The 18,993-nt window shown below is 65.5% G+C and carries 17 protein-coding genes; 12 read left to right on the top strand and 5 right to left on the bottom strand.

Annotated elements, in window-relative coordinates:
• Positions 1-38: 38 nt before the first annotated feature.
• The 6 genes from ubiM to PA6_RS01390 all read left to right on the top strand — a co-directional run bounded on the left by ubiM (position 39) and on the right by PA6_RS01390 (position 6,414).
• Positions 39-1,211 (top strand): 5-demethoxyubiquinol-8 5-hydroxylase UbiM, encoded by a 1,173-nt coding sequence (ubiM, locus tag PA6_RS01415; protein ID WP_021699074.1) that lies wholly within the window; start codon positions 39-41, stop codon positions 1,209-1,211.
• A gap of 286 nt (positions 1,212-1,497) precedes the next feature.
• On the top strand, positions 1,498-2,550 hold the full coding sequence (locus PA6_RS01410) for an ABC transporter ATP-binding protein (RefSeq protein ID WP_021699073.1): 1,053 nt from the start codon (positions 1,498-1,500) through the stop codon (positions 2,548-2,550).
• The gene (locus tag PA6_RS01405; RefSeq protein ID WP_021699072.1) at positions 2,547-3,455 is read left to right on the top strand and encodes an ABC transporter permease; all 909 of its coding nucleotides are present in this window, start codon (positions 2,547-2,549) and stop codon (positions 3,453-3,455) included. The genes PA6_RS01410 and PA6_RS01405 overlap by 4 nt, the downstream gene beginning before the upstream one ends.
• Positions 3,452-4,240, top strand: a complete 789-nt coding sequence (locus PA6_RS01400; RefSeq protein WP_021699071.1) for an ABC transporter permease — start codon at positions 3,452-3,454, stop codon at positions 4,238-4,240. The genes PA6_RS01405 and PA6_RS01400 overlap by 4 nt, the downstream gene beginning before the upstream one ends.
• Positions 4,241-4,250: 10 nt before the next feature.
• Positions 4,251-5,294 (top strand): ABC transporter substrate-binding protein, encoded by a 1,044-nt coding sequence (locus PA6_RS01395; protein ID WP_021699070.1) that lies wholly within the window; start codon positions 4,251-4,253, stop codon positions 5,292-5,294.
• Between the two features lie 85 nt (positions 5,295-5,379).
• A complete protein-coding gene (locus PA6_RS01390) occupies positions 5,380-6,414 on the top strand; it encodes a histone deacetylase family protein (RefSeq protein ID WP_021699069.1) in 1,035 nt (344 codons plus the stop codon).
• A gap of 147 nt (positions 6,415-6,561) precedes the next feature.
• On the opposite strand, the gene PA6_RS01385 is transcribed toward PA6_RS01390, so the two are convergent.
• From PA6_RS01385 to PA6_RS01375, 3 genes are all read right to left on the bottom strand, one after another.
• Positions 6,562-7,479, bottom strand: coding sequence for an SdiA-regulated domain-containing protein (locus tag PA6_RS01385; protein ID WP_021699068.1), 918 nt, complete (start codon positions 7,477-7,479; stop codon positions 6,562-6,564).
• A gap of 76 nt (positions 7,480-7,555) precedes the next feature.
• Positions 7,556-8,221: a fumarylacetoacetate hydrolase family protein gene (locus PA6_RS01380; RefSeq protein ID WP_021699067.1), complete on the bottom strand. Its 666-nt coding sequence runs from the start codon at positions 8,219-8,221 to the stop codon at positions 7,556-7,558.
• Between the two features lie 138 nt (positions 8,222-8,359).
• Positions 8,360-9,754, bottom strand: a complete 1,395-nt coding sequence (locus PA6_RS01375; protein ID WP_021699066.1) for an FAD-binding oxidoreductase — start codon at positions 9,752-9,754, stop codon at positions 8,360-8,362.
• A 176-nt stretch (positions 9,755-9,930) separates the two neighbouring features.
• Here PA6_RS01375 and serA point away from each other — a divergent pair, with 176 nt between their 5' ends.
• The gene (serA, locus tag PA6_RS01370; RefSeq protein ID WP_021699065.1) at positions 9,931-11,160 is read left to right on the top strand and encodes a phosphoglycerate dehydrogenase; all 1,230 of its coding nucleotides are present in this window, start codon (positions 9,931-9,933) and stop codon (positions 11,158-11,160) included.
• A gap of 62 nt (positions 11,161-11,222) precedes the next feature.
• On the opposite strand, the gene ppx is transcribed toward serA, so the two are convergent.
• Positions 11,223-12,722, bottom strand: coding sequence for an exopolyphosphatase (gene ppx, locus PA6_RS01365; protein ID WP_021699064.1), 1,500 nt, complete (start codon positions 12,720-12,722; stop codon positions 11,223-11,225).
• 214 nt (positions 12,723-12,936) lie between these two features.
• Here ppx and trxA point away from each other — a divergent pair, with 214 nt between their 5' ends.
• The 4 genes from trxA (at position 12,937) to PA6_RS01345 (ending at position 17,295) form a co-directional block, all read left to right on the top strand.
• Positions 12,937-13,263 carry a thioredoxin TrxA gene (trxA, locus tag PA6_RS01360; RefSeq protein WP_021699063.1) on the top strand — a complete coding sequence of 109 codons (327 nt, stop codon included), beginning with the start codon at positions 12,937-12,939 and terminating at the stop codon, positions 13,261-13,263.
• A gap of 228 nt (positions 13,264-13,491) precedes the next feature.
• Entirely contained in the window at positions 13,492-14,751 is a 1,260-nt protein-coding gene (rho, locus tag PA6_RS01355; RefSeq protein ID WP_021699062.1) for a transcription termination factor Rho, read from the top strand.
• 109 nt (positions 14,752-14,860) lie between these two features.
• Positions 14,861-16,327: a 4-hydroxy-3-polyprenylbenzoate decarboxylase gene (gene ubiD, locus PA6_RS01350; RefSeq protein WP_021699061.1), complete on the top strand. Its 1,467-nt coding sequence runs from the start codon at positions 14,861-14,863 to the stop codon at positions 16,325-16,327.
• Entirely contained in the window at positions 16,327-17,295 is a 969-nt protein-coding gene (locus tag PA6_RS01345) for a CDP-6-deoxy-delta-3,4-glucoseen reductase (RefSeq protein ID WP_021699060.1), read from the top strand. The genes ubiD and PA6_RS01345 overlap by 1 nt, the downstream gene beginning before the upstream one ends.
• Before the next feature lie 153 nt (positions 17,296-17,448).
• Here the strand turns inward: PA6_RS01345 and PA6_RS01340 are convergent, their stop codons facing one another.
• Complete coding sequence (locus PA6_RS01340; protein WP_021699059.1) at positions 17,449-18,429, bottom strand: NADPH:quinone oxidoreductase family protein; 981 nt, start codon at positions 18,427-18,429, stop codon at positions 17,449-17,451.
• Positions 18,430-18,578: 149 nt separating this feature from the next.
• Between PA6_RS01340 and PA6_RS01335 the strand changes: the two genes are divergently transcribed.
• Complete coding sequence (locus PA6_RS01335) at positions 18,579-18,986, top strand: flagellar basal body-associated protein FliL (protein ID WP_021699058.1); 408 nt, start codon at positions 18,579-18,581, stop codon at positions 18,984-18,986.
• Positions 18,987-18,993: the final 7 nt, after the last annotated feature.

The raw sequence follows: 18,993 nt of genomic DNA, 5'->3' as shown, positions 1-18,993 counted from the left end.
GACTCGTGCGCAGTCCTTTTTGCGCGGAGCGCTCTGCCATGATCCACGATGTCGCCATCATCGGTGCCGGCCCGGCCGGCCTGTGCCTGGCCCGCGCCCTGTCCGGGCAGGGGCTGTCGATCGTCCTGCTGGAGCGCCAGGCCGAGACAGCGTTGGCCGATCCCGCCTTCGATGGTCGCGAGATCGCCCTGACCCATGCCTCGCAGGCACTGCTGGAGCAGCTCGGCCTGTGGCAGCGCCTGCCGGCCGAGGAAGTCGCCGTGTTGCGCGATGCCCAGGTGCTCAATGGTCCGTCGTTGTTCGCCTTGCAGATTCGCGCCGAGCAGGCCGGCGCTGAACGCCTCGGTCATCTGGTAGCCAATCGCGCCATCCGCCGCGCTGCCTACGAGGCGGTGCAGGCCTGTGTCGATGTGCAGTTGCGCTGCGAAGTGGCAGTGACTGCCATCCGCCACCGTGAGCGCGAGGTCGAGCTGGAGCTCGCCGGCGGTGAACTGTTACGCACGCGCCTGCTGGTCGCCGCCGACAGCCGTTTCTCCGAGACCCGTCGCCAGCTGGGCATCGGCGCGCGGCTCAAGGATTTTGGCAAGACCATGCTGGTGTGCCGCATGGACCACGAGAAGCCCCATCGGCAGACCGCCTGGGAGTGGTTCGGCTATGGCCAGACCCTGGCGCTGCTGCCGCTCAACGGTGAGCAGTCGTCGGTGGTGCTGACCCTGCCGCCGCGCGAGATCGAACGCCTGCGCGCGCTGGACGAAGATGCCTTCGCCCGCGAGATGGAGCGTCGCTTCGACCGCCGCCTGGGCGCCATGCGCCTCGCCAGCGAGCGCCATGCCTACCCGTTGGTCGGCGCCTACGCCGAGAAGCTGGTCGGCCCGCGCTGTGCGCTGATCGGCGATGCCGCCGTCGGCATGCATCCGGTCACCGCCCACGGCTTCAACTTCGGCCTGGGCAGCGTGCAGCGGCTCAGTGCGGCCGTACTGGCAGCCAAGGCCCGGCGCGAGGATATCGCCGCGCCGGCGGTGCTGGCTCGCTATGCGCGGCAGCACCGCCTGGCCACGTGGCCGCTGTACCAGGCCACCAATCTGCTGGTGGATGTTTACACCGATGATCGTCTGCCGCTGAAGCTGCTACGCGGGGCCGGGCTGCGGGTGGCTCAGGGATTACTGCCTTTGAAGAAGGGGATTGCGCGGCATCTGACGTCGCCGGGATGAGTTTTTCCTAAGCCCATTTCCGAGCGTTTCGTTACTGTCGTTTTCGCCCAGGAGGGCGAAACCGGGAGATTTGGATAGGTGCAGCCATCGGTTTGGTGCTCTGGTCTTGAGCCTCACGACGGGGAGCCAATCCATGCGATGAGTCAACTTGGCCACATCTATCCCCTTTTGACCGCATCTATCGTTCTGCCGCCAGCACCGCGCTGCCTAGAATCGATGCCAGAGCCCTTGGCTTCTACTGCCTCTTAATCGCCAATAAAAACAATTGGTTAGGAGCTAATTGCGGATGAGCAGCGCGATCTCGATCGAAAGCCTGAGCATGGAATACGGGACGGCCGGCAGCGGCCACCTGGCGCTGGACACTGTCTCCCTGGAGATCCGCGACAACGAATTCTTCACCCTGCTGGGCCCCTCCGGCTGCGGCAAGACCACGCTGCTGCGGCTGATCGCCGGTTTCGAGCAGCCCAGCGCCGGGGTGATCCGCCTCTATGGCGAGCCGATGCAGGACCTGCCGCCGTTCCGCCGCCCGGTCAACACTGTGTTCCAGAGCTATGCGCTGTTCCCGCACATGACGGTGGCGCAGAACATCGGCTTTGGTCTGGAGATGCAGGGCAAGCCGAAAACCGAGATCGCCGCCACGGTGGAAAAGATGCTGGCGCTGGTGAAGCTGCCGGACGTCGGCAACCGCCGCGCCGACCAGCTGTCCGGCGGCCAGCAGCAGCGCATCGCTCTGGCCCGCGCGCTGGCCAGCCGGCCACGGGTGCTGCTGCTCGACGAGTCGCTGTCGGCGCTGGACATGAAGCTGCGCAAGGATATGCAGATCGAGCTCAAGCGCCTGCAGGCCGAAACCGGCATCACCTTCATCTTCGTCACCCACGACCAGGAAGAAGCGCTGACCATGAGCGACCGCATCGCGGTGATGAGCAAGGGACGCATCCTCCAGGTCGGCACGCCGAACGAGATCTACGAGCGCCCGCTGAACCGCACCGTGGCCGACTTTATCGGCGAGACCAATTTCCTCGAGGCCGATCCCTTTGCCGGTGGCGCACGATTGGCCGATGGCCAGGTGCTGAGCCTGGCCGGCATGCCGGAGAGCGGGCGCATCACCCTGGCCATTCGGCCCGAGCGCGTCAGCCTGACTGACGCCGGCAACCTCGCCGGCGAGGTGGAGGAGGTGGTGTACATCGGCACCGACACCCTCTACCTGCTCAAGGTCGCCGGCCAGTCGGGCTTCCGCGTGCGCCAGCAGAATCGCGCTGGCAGCGGCCAGCCGTTGCCGCGCGGTGCGCAGGTGCGCCTGGACGTGCCGGCCGCCGCCATTCGGGTGCTGGGCGAATGAGCACGCCTCGGCAACTGGCCGAGCGTCGCCAGCTGCTGCGCCGCCTGGGCCTGATTGCGCCGGGCATGGCGGTGCTGGCGGTGTTCCTGGTCGCGCCGCTGGCGATCATGCTGCTGGTGTCCTTCCTGCAGCCCGGCGAGTACGGCGGGGTGAAGTGGGGGCAGTACTCGCTCGAGGCTTACGTCAATTTCCTCTACGAGCGCGACTTCGACGACAGCCTGGTGTTCAACACCGACTACCTGGGTATCTTCCAGCGCTCCTTCTGGCTGGCCGTGACGACCACCGTCGGCTGCCTGCTGATCGGCTTTCCCACTGCGCTGTACCTGGCGCTGCAGAGCGAGCGCAAGCGCAACCTGCTGCTGTTTCTGGTCACCGTGCCGTTCTGGACCAACCTGCTGGTGCGGGTCTACGCCTGGATGCTGCTGCTGCGCAATGGCGGCCTGGTGGACAGCGGCCTGGGCGTGTTCGGTGTGCCCGAGGGTAGCCTCGGCCTGCTCTACAGCAACACGGCGGTGATGATCGGCCTGCTCTACAGTTTTCTGCCGTTCATGGTGCTGCCGATCTACACCAGCCTGGAGAAGCTCGACTGGCGCCTGGTCGAGGCCGCCTTCGATCTCGGCGCCAACCGCTGGCAGGCGCTGAAAAGAGTGATCCTGCCGCTGGCGCTGCCGGGCATGCTGGCCGGTGCCACGCTGGTGTTCATCCCGGCGCTGGGCAACTACATCATCCCCGAGCTGCTGGGCGGCGGTAAGGCGCTGATGATCGGCAACCTGATCCAGCTGCAGTTCGGCTCCGGGCACAACTGGCCGCTGGGCGCGGCGCTGGCTTTCTCGCTGTTCAGCCTGGTGCTGCTGGCCCTTCTGTTCAATGGCCTGCGCCAGCGTGGCCAGGAGGTGCGCGGATGAACCTGCAGGGCCCGCTGTGGCGTTTCACCGGCGTGCGCCCGGTGGCCTGGGCGTTCTTCGCCTTTCTCTATATCCCGATCATCGTGCTGGTGGCGCTGAGCTTCAACGCCGGGCAGTCGGCGACCCTGTGGCAGGGCTTCAGCTTCAAGTGGTACGGGGTGGTGGCCAATGACCCGGAGATCCTTCGCGCGGCGAAGAACTCGCTGATCATCGCGGTGTGCGCGACGCTGATTTCCACCGCCCTGGCGACCCTGGCGGCGCTCGGCATGCACGGCCGGCGCTTCCGTGGCCAGGGCGCATTGCAGGGCGTGCTCGGCCTGCCGCTGCTGGTGCCGGACATCGTCTGCGCCGTGGCCATCCTGATGTTCTTCGCCTTCATCGGCCTGAAGCTATCGCTGCTGACCATCCTGATCGCGCACGTGGTGTTCTGCACGCCGTTCGCCTACCTGCCGATCCGCGCGCGCCTGCAGGGCATGGACCCGCGCCTGCTGGAGGCCGCTGCCGACCTGTATGCCTCGCCTTGGCGGGTGTTCTGGCGGATCAGCTTCCCGCTGCTGCTGCCGGGCATCCTCTCCGGGGCGATGCTGGCCTTCATCATTTCGATGGACGACTTCGTCATCACCTACTTTGTCGCCGGGGCCGGCTCGACCACCCTGCCGATCTACATCTTCAGCTCCATCCGTATGGGCATATCGCCGAAGATCAACGCGATTTCCTCGATCATGCTCGTTCTTTCGATTCTGTTCGTCACCCTGTCGTACTACCTCGGCCAACGCAAACGCTAGGAGCCAGACCATGACCCGTCGTACCCCGCTCGCGCTCTCCGTTGTTCTCGCCCTCGGCCTGTCCGGCGCCGTTCAGGCGGCCGGCACGCTGAACTTCGCCAACTGGTCGGATTACTACCCGCCGGAGCTGCTGCAGAAATTCGAGAAGGACACCGGCATCAAGGCCACCCTGGATGCCTACGACTCCAACGAGACCCTGCTGGCCAAGCTCAAGGCCGGTGGCGGCAACTACGACGTGGTGGTGCCCTCGGACAGCTTCATCCAGATCATGGTGCAGGAGGACCTGCTGCAGAAGTTCGACAAGAGCAAGCTGCCGAACCTGAAGAACCTGGCGCCGACCTTCCAGAAGCTCGACTTCGACCCGGCGCACGACTACAGCGTGCCCTACCTGTGGGGCACCACCGGCTACAGCTACGACAGCGCCCAGGTGCCGGGCGGCAAGCTCGACGAGAGCTGGGGGCCGTTCTTCGCCCCGCCCGCCGAGCTGAAGGGCAAGGTGGTGGCGCTCAACTCGATGGACGACCTGTTCCCGCCGGCGGCCTTCTACCTCGGCATCGACCGCTGCACCGAGGACCCGCAGGACGTGAAGAAGATCATGGACCTGCTGAGCCAGCAGAAAGACATGCTGGCCATGCACAACAGCGACGGCACCATCGAGCGCATGGCCGCCGGCGAGGTGGCCATGCACCAGCAGTGGAACGGCGCCTTCCACCGCGCCAAGGAGCAGCGCGCCTCGCTGGTCTATGTGTATCCGAAGGAGGGCGTGTCCACCTTCATCGACAACTTCGTGATTCCCAAAGGCGCGAGCAACGTCGAGGAAGCCCACGTGTTCATCAACTGGATGATGCAGCCGGAAAACATCGCCGCCGCCTCCAACTTTGCCAAGTACAACAACGCCATCGCCGGCGCCGAGCAGTTCATGGACAAGGCGTTGTTCGAGGACCCGGCGATCAACACCCCGCAGGACAAGCTCGAGCGCCTGCGCTCGTTCAAGCTCTGCTCGCCCAAGGCCCTGGCGCTGCGCACCAAGGTCTGGACGAAACTCAAGAAGTAAGCCCATGGCTCCCCTCTCCCGTTTTACGGGAGAGGGGATTCCACTCGCAACTTTCACGGACCGACCCGAGTCCGGGGAGCCTCTCATGCTGACGATCTACAGCGACGACCATCACCTGCACCACGGCAAGTACGAGCTGATCGACGGCCAGCTCACGCCCTGCTTCGAGAAGCCCAGCCGCGCCGACATGGTCCTGGCAAGGGCGCAGAAGGTGAAGCTGGGTGAGGTGGCGGCGCCGCGCGAGTTCGGCCTGGCGCCGATCCTGCGGGTGCACGATGAGGGCTTCGTGCATTTCCTCAAGGATGCCTGGACCGAGTGGCAGGCCATGGGTCGCGACTACGACATGTTGCCGTTCACCTGGCCCAACCGTCGCCTGCGCCAGACCATTCCGGACTGCATCGACGGCAAGTTCGGCTACTACAGCTTCGACGCCGGCGTGCCCATCACTGCCGGCACCTGGCAGGCGGTGAGCAGCTCGGTGAACGTCGCGCTGACCGGCCAGGCCGAGCTGGCCAAGGGCGCGCGCGGGGTGTTCTCGCTGTGCCGGCCGCCGGGCCACCATGCTGCGGCCGACTACATGGGCGGCTACTGCTACTTCAACAACGCCGCCATCGCCGCCCAGGCAATGCTCGACCAGGGCGCCAGCCGCGTGGCCATCCTCGACGTGGACTACCACCACGGCAACGGCACCCAGGACATCTTCTACGACCGCGCCGACGTGCTGTTCACCTCGATTCACGGCGACCCGCGCTTCGAGTACCCGTTCTTCCTCGGCTATGCCGACGAGAAGGGCGAGGGTGTCGGTCGCGGCTTCAACTTCAACTACCCGCTGGCCGCCGGCAGCGACTGGTCGGCCTGGAGCCTGGCGCTGGCCGCCGCCTGTCGGCAGATCGCCGCCTATGCGCCGGATGCGCTGATCGTGTCGCTGGGGGTGGACACCTTCAAGGAAGACCCGATCTCGCAGTTCAAGCTGGACAGCCCGGACTACCTGCGCATGGGCGAAGTCATCGGCGCGCTGGGCCTGCAGACCCTGTTCGTGATGGAAGGTGGCTATGCGGTGGAGGAGATCGGTATCAACGCGATCAACGTACTGCAGGGCTTCGATAGCGTTACCCGTTAAACGCCTAGAACCTGCTTAGGCTCTTGCGAGCTAGAGCCAGGCAAGGCGAAAGCCGGTGAGGAAGCGGAGTTTACGAATGGTAAATGAGCATTCCGAACCGGCTTTCAACACAGCCTGGCCGACGCGCAGCAAAGCATAAGTAGGTTCTCAGCCTTGCGGTGCGGTGAAGGGCTCATCCTTGCGGAACACGTAGAACAGGTTCGGCTCGCTGACCATATAGATGGTGCCTTCCTCGTCCATGGCCACGCCTTCGGCGCGCGGGATGCGGCTTTCCAGGCCGCTCTGGCCGCCGAGCAGGCTGATGAAGCCGACCGGCTCGCCCTTTTCGTCCAGCTCCAGCAGCAGCCGCGACTGGGCGGAGAGGGCGAGGATATGACCGGTTCGCGGGTCGACGCTGAGCGCCGACAGGTTGCGCATGCCCAGGCCGTAGCTCGGCAGCGGGCGCAACTCCTGGTCGAGCAGGCGCTGGCCGTCGCTGCCCAGGCTGAACATGGCGGTAGGCGCGCGCTCCTTGCCCAGCAGCAGACGCTGCTGCGCCGGATCCCAGGCGATGCCCTCGAAACCCTTGTTGCCGGCGTCCGGGAAGCCCAGGTCGAAGGGCTTGGCGTCGGCCAGGTCGAGCTCGCGGGTCTGCGAGTCCAGCTCGAAGATCGACAGGTTGCGCTTGCGCTCGTCGGTCAGCGCGATCATGCCGTTTTCCAGCACGGCCACGCCCTCGGGGTTGGAGAAGCCCTTGAGGGCGATGCGCCGCAGCACTTCGCCGCTGCGGCTCAGCTCGACCAGCATCGGCAACTTGCCGGTAACGGTGAACAGGGTGCCAGTGAGCGGGTTGTAGGCCAGGTCCGAGGCTTCGTCGTCCTCCAGGCCGGCCAGCGGTTTGCCCTCGACGCTGGCGCGGTAGCCCGGCAACCAGATGCTGGCGGCGCGGTCGGCCAGCGGCAGGTTCTGTTCCTTCAGCCACAGCAGGGTGCGGTCGTCCCAGTGCATGTAGCGCACCACGGCGGTGACGCACGCGGCGGTGATGACCAGGGCGAGGGTGAGGCTGCGGCGGCGGGCGAGGGACATCTGAGAGCGCTCGGAGAATTCGAGCCTCTCAGACTACGGATGGCGAGTGAAAGTTCTGTGAAGAGCGCCCGCGCGCTCAGAGCACGCGAGTGCTGAAGCGGCTGAGGCCGACCAGTTCGATTTCCAGCTGCTCGCCGCTGGTCAGCGGGCCGACTCCGGCCGGGGTGCCGGTGGACACCACGTCGCCCGGCTGCAGGCTGAAGTGGCCGGCGATGTGCTGGATCAGCGGGATGATCGGGTTGAGCATGTCGCGGCTGTTGCCGTCCTGGCGCAACTGGCCGTCGATGCTCAGGCGGATGCCGATGTCGCGCACGTCTTCCACCGCGTCCGCGGCGACGAAGGGGGCCAGTACATAGGCACCGTCGAAGCTCTTGGCCAGTTCCCAGGGCAGGCCCTTCTCCTTGAGCTTGGCCTGCACGTCGCGCAGGGTCAGGTCCAGGGCCGGGGCGTAGCCGGAGATGGCGTCGCGCACTTCCTCTTCGCTCGGCTTCTTCGACAGCGGCTTGCCGATCAGTACGGCAATTTCTGCCTCGAAGTGCACGGCGCCGCGTTCCTGCGGAATGACGAAGCCATCATCCATCGGCACGGTGCAGCTGCCGGGCTTGATGAACAGCAGCGGCTCGGTCGGGATCGGGTTGTTCAGCTCGGCGGCGTGCTCGGCATAGTTGCGCCCGACGCAGACCACCTTGCCCAGCGGGAAGTGGATCGGCGTGCCGTCGATGTACTGGTGCTGGTAGCTCATGGGCCACACTCCTCGGATGGGATACGGGCTCCCTCTCCCTCTGGGAGAGGGTTGGGGTGAGGGTGCCGCAGGCGGCTCGGAATGGCCTGGGAATCCCTCACCCCGGCCCCTCTCCCAAGGGGAGAGGGGAGCTAAGACTCAGAGCGGGAAGATCTTGCCCGGATTCATGATGCCGTTCGGGTCGAACACCGCTTTGATTGCCTTCATGTAGCCGATCTCGGCCTCTGAGCGGCTGTAGTGCAGGTAGTCGCGCTTGGTCATGCCCACGCCGTGCTCGGCGCTGATCGAGCCGTTGTACTTCTGCACGGTCTCGAACACCCACTTATTGACGATGGCGCACTTGGTGAAGAACTCGTCCTTGGACAGGTTCTCCGGCTTGAGGATGTTCAAGTGCAGGTTGCCGTCGCCGATATGGCCGAACCAGATCACCTCGAAGTCCGGGTAGTTGTCGCCGACGATACGGTCGATGTCATGCAGGAAGGCCGGCACCTGGCCGACGGTGACCGAGATGTCGTTCTTGTACGGGGTCCAGTGGCTGATGGTCTCGGAGATGTACTCGCGCAGCTTCCACAGGTTCTCCAGCTGCTGCTGGCTCTGGCTCATCACGCCGTCCAGCACCCAGCCCTGCTCGACGCAGTACTCGAAGGTCTCCAGGGCCTGGTTGGCCACTTCCTCGGTGCTCGCCTCGAACTCCAGCAGGGCGTAGAACGGGCAGTCGGTGTCGAAGGCCGGCGGCACGTCGCCACGTGCCAGGATCTTGGCCAGGGCCTTGTCGGAGAAGAACTCGAAGGCGGTCAGGTCCAGCTTGCCCTGGAAGGCGTGCAGTACCGGCATGATCGAGTCGAAGTCCGGGGTGCCGAGGACCATGGCGGTGAGGTTCTTCGGCGCGCGCTCCAGGCGCATGGTGGCTTCCACAACGAAGCCCAGGGTGCCTTCGGCGCCGATAAACAGCTGGCGCATGTCATAGCCGGTGGCGTTCTTGATCAGGTCGCGGTTCAGCTCCAGTAGCTCGCCGGTACCGGTGACCACCTTGAGGCCGGCCACCCAGTTGCGGGTCATGCCGTAGCGGATCACCTTGATGCCGCCGGCATTGGTGCCGATGTTACCGCCCAGCTGGCTGGAGCCCGAGGAGGCGAAGTCCACCGGGTAGTACAGGCCCTGATCCTCGGCGTATTGCTGCAGCTGCTTGGTCACCACGCCCGGCTGGCAGACCACGGTGCGGTCGTACTCGTTGAAGGCGAGGATCTGGTTCATGTAGTCGAAGGCCACCACCACCTCGCCGTTGGCCGCCACGGCAGCGGCGGACAAGCCGGTGCGGCCGCCGGAGGGCACCAGGGCGATCTTGTGCTGGTTGGCCCAGCGCACGATGGCCTGCACCTGCTCGATGGTCTTGGGGAAGACGATGGCGGTCGGTGCCGGGGCGAAGTGCTTGGTCCAATCCTTGCCGTAGGCGTTGAGAGAATCGGCATCGGTCAGCACCTTGCCGGGCTCCACCAGGGTCTTCAGCTCGTCGATCAGGGCAGGATTGGTCATCTGGGAACTCTCAAACGATTCATGGTCACCCTGAGAACGCTTCATCGGTCAGGGGTGGGCGTTTCGCGGGGTGCATATGGTAGCATACGCACCCCGTCAATCGTGCCCCCGAGCCGATCCGCGGGGTCGGCCATGGCCGATTTCCTGACACTTTTTGTGGGACCACAGGTACTCCGATGAGCAAGACCTCTCTCGACAAGAGCAAGATCAAGTTCCTTCTGCTGGAAGGCGTGCACCAGAACGCCGTCGACACCCTGAAGGCCGCTGGCTACACCAACATCGAGTACCTCAAGGGCGCCCTGTCCGACGAAGAGCTGAAGGCCAAGATCGCCGATGCCCACTTCGTTGGCATCCGTTCGCGTACCCAGCTGACCGCCGAGGTGTTCGACTGCGCCAAGAAGCTGGTCGCCGTCGGCTGCTTCTGCATCGGCACCAACCAGGTCGACCTGAACGCTGCCCGCGAGCGCGGTATTGCCGTGTTCAACGCGCCCTATTCCAATACCCGCTCGGTGGCCGAACTGGTGCTGGCCGAGGCCATCCTGCTGCTGCGCGGCATTCCGGAAAAGAACGCCTCCTGCCACCGCGGTGGCTGGATCAAGTCGGCGGCCAACTCCTTCGAGATCCGCGGCAAGAAGCTCGGCATCGTCGGCTACGGCTCGATCGGCACCCAGCTGTCGGTACTGGCCGAAGCGCTGGGCATGCAGGTGTTCTTCTACGACACCGTGACCAAGCTGCCGCTGGGTAACGCCACGCAGATCGGCAACCTGCACGAGCTGCTGGGCCTGTGCGACATCGTGTCGCTGCACGTGCCGGAGCTGCCGTCCACCCAGTGGATGATCGGCGAGAAGGAAATCCGCGCCATGAAGAAGGGCGGCATCCTGATCAACGCCGCCCGTGGCACCGTGGTCGAGCTGGACCACCTGGCCGCCGCGATCAAGGACGAGCACCTGATCGGCGCCGCCATCGACGTGTTCCCGGTCGAGCCGAAGTCCAACGATGAAGAGTTCGAAAGCCCGCTGCGCGGCCTGGATCGCGTGATCCTGACCCCGCACATCGGCGGCTCCACCGCCGAAGCCCAGGCCAACATCGGCCTGGAAGTGGCCGAGAAACTGGTCAAGTACAGCGACAACGGTACTTCGGTGTCTTCCGTGAACTTCCCGGAAGTCGCCCTGCCGGCGCACCCGGGCAAGCATCGCCTGCTGCACATCCACCAGAACGTGCCGGGCGTGATGAGCGAGATCAACAAGGTGTTCGCCGACAACGGCATCAACATCTCCGGCCAGTTCCTGCAGACCAACGACAAGGTCGGCTACGTGGTGATCGACGTGGACAAGGAATACTCTGACCTGGCGCTGGAGAAGCTGCAGCACGTCACCGGCACCATCCGCAGCCGCGTCCTGTTCTAAGGGCGTTTCGCTGCAACGAAAAAGGGAGGCCTCGGCCTCCCTTTTTCATGCCCGCGTTCTGTTCAGCGCACGGTCAGCACGAAATTGATGCGGGTCAGCCACTCGGCTTCCTGCTCGAAGTCGGCCTGGGTCAGCGGGTTGGCGGCCAGCCAGCCTTCCGGGAAGGTCAGGTCGAGGCTCTGCGGACCGGCCTTGAGCTGCACCTTGGGCATTTCCTGGGTGCCGCGGATGTGGTGGAAGAGGATGGCGAAGCGCAGCAGCACGCACAGGCGCAGCAGCTGCACACCGTCGTCGCCGAACTCGGCGAAGCGGTCCTTGGGGATATTGCGGCGGTGGCCGCGCACCAGCAGGGCCAGCATCAGCTGGTCGCGGCGGGAGAAGCCGGACAGGTCCGAGTGCTCGATCAGGTAGGCTCCATGCTTGTGGTACTGGTAGTGGGCGATGTCCAGACCGATCTCGTGGACCCGCGCGCCCCACTGCAGCAGGTCGCTGTGCCAGTCCTGGTCCAGCTGCCAGGCCTCGGCGACCTTTTCCAGGGCCTGCAAGGCCTTGGCCTCGACTCGCGCGGCCTGCTGCAGGTCGACGTGGTAGCGCTCCATCAGTGCGCCCAGGGTGCGCTCGCGCACGTCCTCGTGGTGGTGGCGGCCGAGCAGGTCGTAGAGCACACCCTCGCGCAGCGCGCCTTCGGAATGATCCATGCGCTGCAGGTCGAGGGCGTCGAAGATGGCCTCGGCGATGGCCAGGCCGGCCGGGAAGATCTGCCGACGGTCGGGCTTGATGCCGTCGATCTCCAGCTTGTCCACCTCGCCCAGCTTGAACACCTTGCGCTTCAGCCAGGCCAGGCCCTCGGGGTTGATCTCGCCATTGCCCAGGCCGCCGGCCTTGATCGCCAGGCCCACGGCGCGAATGGTCCCGGAGGCGCCGACCGATTCCTGCCAGCCCAGGCGCTGCAGGCCCTGTTCGATGCTCATCAGCTCCAGGCGTGCGGCGGTGTAGGCCTGGGCATAGCGCGCCGGGGTGATCTTGCCGTCACGGAAGTAGCGCTGGGTGTAGCTGACGCAGCCCATCTGCAGGCTCTCGCGCAGCAGTGGCTCGAAGCGCTGGCCGACGATGAACTCGGTGCTGCCGCCGCCGATGTCGACGACCAGGCGCTTGCCGGGGGTGTCGGCGATGCTGTGCGACACGCCCAGGTAGATCAGGCGCGCCTCTTCGCGGCCGGAGATGACTTCCACCTGGTGGCCCAGCAGCTCGTTGGCGCGACGGATGAACTCGGCGCGGTTGCGCGCCTCGCGCAGGGCGTTGGTGCCGACGATGCGCACGGCACCCTGCGGCAGGCCCTGGATCAGCTGGCCAAAACGACGCAGGCAGTCCAGGCCGCGCTGCATGGCCTCCTCGCTGAGCTGGCGTTCTTCATCCAGGCCGGCGGCCAGCTGGACCTTCTCACCGAGCCGCTCGAGGATGCGGATCTCGCCGTGGTCGGCCTTGGCGAGCACCATGTGGAAGCTGTTGGAGCCCAGGTCGATGGCGGCGATCAGGGGGAACTGTTTGGCGGTAGTGGGCATGCAATCGGGTCCCTTGGCAAAACATCGGCCCTCTCGCTGCTCGAGCGGCCACCTCAATGGTTGCATGTTAACCGGCGATGGCCGGGTTGCCGTAGTCTTTCATCGGCACTATCAAAAGCATTGATAGTCAAGCTCAATGGCCAGCGGCTTTCAGCATGGGCGGATGCGGGCTATGATGGCGCCACTTTTTGCTTCCGAGTCACGGAGACTGTACATGAGCGACTTCATCACCAACGTCAGCGATGCCAGCTTCGAAGCCGACGTGATCAAGGCCGATGGCCCGGTTCTGGTCGACTACTGGGCCGAGTGGTGCGGCCCGTGCAAGATGATCGCCCCGGTACTGGACGAGATTGCCCAGACCTATGCCGGCAAGCTGAAGGTCTGCAAGCTGAACATCGACGAGAACCAGGAAACCCCGCCGAAGTACGGCGTGCGTGGCATCCCGACCCTGATGCTGTTCAAGAACGGCAATGTCGAGGCCACCAAGGTCGGCGCCCTGTCCAAGTCGCAGCTGGCGGCCTTCCTCGACGCCAACATCTAAGGCGTCATGCGAAAAGCCCCGCACAGTGCGGGGCTTTTTTCTGGGCGCAGGCTGGACGTCGCGCCAAACCCGGTGTTACATTCGGGCCTGCAGCGGGTTCCCCGTTGCCCCTCAAGCCGTCGCCGACGCACCCTCCCCGATAATATCGAGCGATCCAGTCGCCTTCTCCGCGGCGCGGCCTGTAAAGCCCAGTGCTTTCCTTCCCTTCCTCATAATCATGTCATTCCTATGAATCTGACCGAACTCAAGCAAAAGCCGATTGCCGAACTGCTGGACATGGCCGACCAGGCTGGTCTGGAAAACATGGCCCGTTCGCGCAAGCAGGACATCATCTTCGCCCTGCTCAAGAAGCACGCGAAAAGCGGCGAAGAGATCTCCGGCGACGGCGTGCTGGAGATTCTCCAGGACGGCTTCGGCTTCCTGCGCAGCGCGGACTCCTCCTACCTGGCCGGCCCGGACGACATCTACGTCTCGCCCAGCCAGATCCGCCGCTTCAACCTGCGTACCGGTGACACCATCGTCGGCAAGATCCGCCCGCCGAAAGAAGGCGAGCGTTACTTCGCCCTGCTCAAGGTCGACACGATCAACTTCGACCGCCCGGAAAATGCCAAGAACAAGATTCTGTTCGAGAACCTGACGCCGCTGTTCCCGACCAAGCGCCTGGTCATGGAAGCCGGTAACGGCTCCACCGAGGACATCACCGGCCGCGTGATCGACCTCTGCGCGCCGATCGGCAAGGGCCAGCGCGGCCTGATCGTCGCCCCGCCGAAAGCGGGCAAGACCATCATGCTGCAGAACATCGCGGCCAACATCACCCGCAACAACCCCGAGTGCTACCTGATCGTCCTGCTGATCGACGAGCGCCCGGAAGAAGTGACCGAGATGCAGCGCACCGTGCGCGGCGAAGTGGTCGCCTCGACCTTCGACGAGCCGCCGACCCGCCACGTGCAGGTTGCCGAGATGGTGATCGAGAAGGCCAAGCGCCTGGTCGAGCACAAGAAGGACGTGGTCATCCTGCTCGACTCCATCACCCGCCTGGCGCGTGCCTACAACACCGTGATCCCGAGCTCCGGAAAGGTACTCACCGGTGGTGTCGACGCCCACGCCCTGGAGAAGCCCAAGCGCTTCTTCGGCGCCGCCCGTAACATCGAGGAAGGCGGCTCGCTGACCATCATCGCCACCGCGCTGGTTGAGACCGGCTCGAAGATGGACGAGGTGATCTACGAGGAGTTCAAGGGTACCGGCAACATGGAGCTGCCGCTGGACCGCCGCATCGCCGAGAAGCGCGTGTTCCCGGCCATCAACATCAACAAGTCGGGCACCCGTCGCGAAGAGCTGCTGACCGGCGAGGAAGAGCTGCAGCGCATGTGGATTCTGCGCAAGCTGCTGCACCCGATGGACGAAATCGCCGCCATCGAGTTCCTCATCGACAAGCTGAAGGCGACCAAGACCAACGATGAATTCTTCCTGTCGATGAAGCGGAAGTAATCCAGACGTTGCCACAAAGGCCGGGGAAACCCGGCCTTTGCGTTTCTGCGGCCTTCTGAATGACCGAGTTCGGCGCTAAACTTTGCGCCCCGACCTGTGAGGCCCAAGCATGCAGTACCGCGATCTGCGCGACTTCATCCGCGAGCTGGAAAAGCGCGGCGAGCTCAAGCGCATCCAGACCCCGGTTTCTCCCGTGCTGGAGATGACCGAAATCTGCGACCGCACCCTGCGCAAGGGCGGCCCTGCGCTGCTGTTCGAGCAACCGACCGGCTTCGCCGTGCCGGTGCTCGGCAACCTGTTCGGCACCCCGAAGCGCGTGGCGCTGGGCATGGGCGCCGAGGATGTCGGCGAGCTGCGCGAGATCGGCAAGCTGCTGGCCTTCCTCAAGGAACCCGAGCCGCCCAAGGGCCTCAAGGATGCCTGGAGCAAGCTGCCGATCTTCAAGAAGGTCATCAGCATGGCGCCCAAGGTGCTCAAGGATGCGCCCTGCCACGAGGTGATCGAAGAGGGCGAGGCGGTCGATCTGACCAGGTTGCCGATCCAGCACTGCTGGCCGGGCGACGCCGCGCCGCTGATCACCTGGGGCCTGACCATCACCAAGGGGCCGAACAAGGAACGGCAGAACCTCGGCATCTACCGCCAGCAGGTGATCGGCCGCAACAAGGTGATCATGCGCTGGCTCAGCCACCGCGGTGGCGCCCTGGACTTCCGCGAGTGGTGCCTGAAGCACCCGGACAAGCCTTACCCGGTGTGCGTGGCCCTGGGTGCCGATCCGGCGACCATCCTCGGCGCGGTGACGCCGGTGCCGGACACCCTCTCCGAGTACGCCTTTGCCGGCTTGCTGCGTGGCCATCGCACCGAGCTGGTCAAGGCCATCGGCTCCGACCTGCAGGTGCCGGCCAGTGCCGAGATCGTCCTCGAAGGCGTGATCCATCTGGGCGAGACCGCGCCGGAAGGGCCCTACGGCGACCACACCGGCTACTACAACGAGGTCGACACCTTCCCGGTGTTCACCGTCGAGCGCATTACCCGTCGGCGCGATCCGATCTACCACAGCACCTATACCGGACGACCACCGGATGAGCCGGCGATCCTCGGCGTGGCGCTGAACGAGGTGTTCGTGCCGATCCTGCAGAAGCAGTTCCCGGAGATCACCGACTTCTACCTGCCGCCGGAAGGCTGCTCCTACCGCATGGCGGTGGTGACCATGAAGAAGCAGTACCCCGGCCATGCCAAGCGGGTGATGCTCGGCGTGTGGTCGTTCCTGCGCCAGTTCATGTACACCAAGTTCGTCATCGTCACCGACGACGACATCAACGCCCGCGACTGGAACGACGTGATCTGGGCGATTACCACGCGCATGGACCCCAAGCGCGACACGGTGCTGATCGACAACACGCCGATCGACTACCTCGACTTCGCCTCGCCGGTGTCCGGCCTGGGCAGCAAGATGGGCCTGGACGCCACCCACAAGTGGCCGGGCGAGACCAGCCGCGAATGGGGACGGGTGATCGAGCGCGACGAGGCTGTGGTCAAGCGCGTGGATGAGCTGTGGGCGAGCCTCGGTATCGACTGATGAAAGTCACCCTGCAACCCTCCGGCGCGGTGCTCGAGATCCAGGCTGGCGAGCGCATTCTCGACGGTGCCCGGCGCCTCGGTTACGACTGCCCGCAGAGCTGCCGCAACGGCAACTGCCACATCTGCGCCGCGCTGCTGGTCGAGGGCCGGGTGCGCCAGGCCGGCGCCGAGCTGGATCACGGCGAGCTGTTCACCTGCCTGGCCGAGCCGCTGGAAGATTGCGTGCTGCACTGGGACGGCGTGCTCTCCCCCGGCGAACTGCCGGTGCGTACCTTCGGCTGCCAGGTGCTGGAGCTGAGCGAGGTTGGCGGCGATGTCTGCCGGGTGGTACTGCGCGCGCCGGCCGGCAAGACGCCGCGCTACCACGCCGGGCAGTATCTGCTGCTGCAGCGCGACGACGGCGAGTGGTCGGCCTTCTCCCTGGCCTCCGCGCCGCACGTCGGCCGCGACCTGGAGCTGCATATCCTGACCCGCGAGGACAGCAGCCGGCAGATCATCGCGCAGTTGCGCCGCACCCGCCTGGCGCGGGTGCAGATGCCGTTCGGTGACACCCACCTGGCCGAACTGCCGGCCGGGCCGCTGGTGCTGATCGCCGCCGGCACCGGCATGGCGCAGATGCACAGCCTGATCGAGCACTGCCGCGCCGCGGGCTTCAGTCACCCGGTTCACCTTTACTGGGGTGTGCGTCATCCCGATGACTTCTACCAGCTGCCGCATTGGCAGGACTGGGAGCGGCAGGCGGGACTGCAGCTGCACCGGGTGGTCAGCGAGGCCGAAGCCTGGGGCGGTCGCTGCGGCCTGCTGCACGAGGCGGTGTGCGAGGACTTCCCTGACCTCAAGGCGCTGCACGTCTACGCCAGCGGCTCGCCGGCGATGGTCTACGGCACCCTGGATGCGCTGGTGGAGGCGGGCATGGACCCGCACCAGATGCGCGCCGACGTGTTTGCCTACGCACCGCGCGAGTGATCGCCCGGCAACGAGAAAGCCGCCCGAGGGCGGCTTTTTCGTTCATCCGATAGGCTGAGTCAGCGGGAGAGGGGGCGGGGGTGAGCGCTCCGAGTCGCCTGGAACACCCTCACCCGCCCTGTCGGGCACCCTCTCCCATAGGGAGAGGGAGTATCAGCGCACCTGCACCACCACCTTGCCCACCGCCTTGCGCTGGCCCAGCGCGTCGATGGCTTCGCCGCCACGCGCGAGCGGGAAGGTCTGCGATACCAGCGGCTTGAGCTTGCCCTCGGCATGCCAGGCGAACAGCTGCTGGAAGTTGGCGGCGTTGTCCTGCGGCTGGCGCTGGGCGAAGGCGCCCCAGAACACGCCGACCAGGGCTGCGCCCTTGAGCAGTGGCAGGTTGGCCGGCAGGGCCGGTATGCCGCCGCCGGCGGCGAAGCCGACCACCAGGAAGCGGCCGTTCCAGGCGATGGAGCGGAACGCCTCTTCGAACAGTTCGCCACCCACCGGATCGTAGATCACATCCACGCCCTGGCCGCCGGTGAGCTTCTTCACCTCGTCCTTCAGGCTCTGCTCGCTGTAGTTGATCAGGTGGTCGGCGCCGGCGTTGCGCGCCACTTCCAGCTTCTCGGCAGTGCTCGCCGCGGCGATCACCTTGGCGCCCATGGCCTTGCCGATCTCCACCGCCGCCAGGCCGACACCGCCGGAAGCGCCGAGCACCAGCAGGGTCTCGCCCTGCTGCAGGTTGGCGCGCTGCTTCAGCGCATGCATCGAGGTGCCGTAGGTCATGCCGAAGGCGGCGGCGGTGGTCAGGTCCATGCTCTTGGGTACCGGCAGCACGTTGTAGCCGGGCACCGCCACTTCCTCGGCGAAGCCGCCCCAGCCGGTCAGGGCCATGACCCGGTCGCCGGCGCGCAGGTGCGTGATCTTCTCGCCGACAGACTTGACCACGCCGGCCGCCTCGCCACCCGGGGCGAAGGGGAAGGGCGGCTTGAACTGGTACTTGCCCTCGATGATCAGGGTGTCGGGGAAGTTGACGCCGGCGGCATGTACCTCGATCAGCACCTCGTTCTTCTTCGGTTCCGGGCTGGGCAGGTCTTCCAGGACCAGGCTGGAGGCCGGGCCGAAGGCTTTGCAGAGCAGGGCTTTCATCGCGCTTTCCTCGCGTTCGTGATTGCCGGCAGTGTAGGAGGCGCACCCGGTGGGTCAACGAGCATGGTCGCACCTGATGGCACACCATAAGCTTGGGCGCGCGGGCGGCTATGGCTATGCTAGGCGCAATTCGCACCGAGGAATGTCCCGTGAAGAAAAGCATTGCCCTGCTGTTTGCCCTGCTCCTGCCCTGCGTCGCCCTGGCCAGCGGCGGTGGCGAGGAAGAAAAGGCCGAGCCCAAAGTGGCCTACTACAGCCTGGTACCGGCCCTGGTCGGCAACTTCGGCGCCGGGCCCAAGCTGAAGTTCTACAAGGCCGATATCGCCCTGCGGGTGACCGGCACCGAAGCGGAGGAGAAGGTCGAGCATCACGAGCCGCTGATCCGCAACCAGCTGGTGATGCTGTTCTCCCAGCAGAGCGACGCCAGCATGGCCGACGAGGCGGCGAAGGAGAAGCTGCGCCAGGAAGCGCTGAAGCAGGTGCAGGATGTGCTCACCCAGGAAGAGGGCAAGCCCATCGTCGAGGACCTGTTATTCAACAATCTGATCATCCAGTAACGCGGGC

Source organism: Aquipseudomonas alcaligenes NBRC 14159 (genome assembly GCF_000467105.1).
GTDB lineage: Bacteria > Pseudomonadota > Gammaproteobacteria > Pseudomonadales > Pseudomonadaceae > Aquipseudomonas > Aquipseudomonas alcaligenes.
Note: the sequence above shows the minus strand (reverse complement) of the source record. Positions and strands in the feature narration are given on the sequence as shown.

What these genes read in the sequence shown, in the direction of transcription:
- PA6_RS01375 (WP_021699066.1), bottom strand. Translation starts at nt 9,754, where the DNA reads ATGACCAATCCTGCCCTGATCGACGAGCTGAAGACCCTGGTGGAGCCC.
- PA6_RS01345 (WP_021699060.1), top strand. Translation starts at nt 16,327, where the DNA reads ATGAAAGTCACCCTGCAACCCTCCGGCGCGGTGCTCGAGATCCAGGCT.
- PA6_RS01385 (WP_021699068.1), bottom strand. Translation starts at nt 7,479, where the DNA reads ATGTCCCTCGCCCGCCGCCGCAGCCTCACCCTCGCCCTGGTCATCACC.
- ubiD (WP_021699061.1), top strand. Translation starts at nt 14,861, where the DNA reads ATGCAGTACCGCGATCTGCGCGACTTCATCCGCGAGCTGGAAAAGCGC.
- serA (WP_021699065.1), top strand. Translation starts at nt 9,931, where the DNA reads ATGAGCAAGACCTCTCTCGACAAGAGCAAGATCAAGTTCCTTCTGCTG.
- PA6_RS01400 (WP_021699071.1), top strand. Translation starts at nt 3,452, where the DNA reads ATGAACCTGCAGGGCCCGCTGTGGCGTTTCACCGGCGTGCGCCCGGTG.
- PA6_RS01395 (WP_021699070.1), top strand. Translation starts at nt 4,251, where the DNA reads ATGACCCGTCGTACCCCGCTCGCGCTCTCCGTTGTTCTCGCCCTCGGC.
- PA6_RS01390 (WP_021699069.1), top strand. Translation starts at nt 5,380, where the DNA reads ATGCTGACGATCTACAGCGACGACCATCACCTGCACCACGGCAAGTAC.
- PA6_RS01380 (WP_021699067.1), bottom strand. Translation starts at nt 8,221, where the DNA reads ATGAGCTACCAGCACCAGTACATCGACGGCACGCCGATCCACTTCCCG.
- trxA (WP_021699063.1), top strand. Translation starts at nt 12,937, where the DNA reads ATGAGCGACTTCATCACCAACGTCAGCGATGCCAGCTTCGAAGCCGAC.
- ubiM (WP_021699074.1), top strand. Translation starts at nt 39, where the DNA reads ATGATCCACGATGTCGCCATCATCGGTGCCGGCCCGGCCGGCCTGTGC.
- PA6_RS01340 (WP_021699059.1), bottom strand. Translation starts at nt 18,429, where the DNA reads ATGAAAGCCCTGCTCTGCAAAGCCTTCGGCCCGGCCTCCAGCCTGGTC.
- PA6_RS01405 (WP_021699072.1), top strand. Translation starts at nt 2,547, where the DNA reads ATGAGCACGCCTCGGCAACTGGCCGAGCGTCGCCAGCTGCTGCGCCGC.
- ppx (WP_021699064.1), bottom strand. Translation starts at nt 12,722, where the DNA reads ATGCCCACTACCGCCAAACAGTTCCCCCTGATCGCCGCCATCGACCTG.
- PA6_RS01410 (WP_021699073.1), top strand. Translation starts at nt 1,498, where the DNA reads ATGAGCAGCGCGATCTCGATCGAAAGCCTGAGCATGGAATACGGGACG.
- rho (WP_021699062.1), top strand. Translation starts at nt 13,492, where the DNA reads ATGAATCTGACCGAACTCAAGCAAAAGCCGATTGCCGAACTGCTGGAC.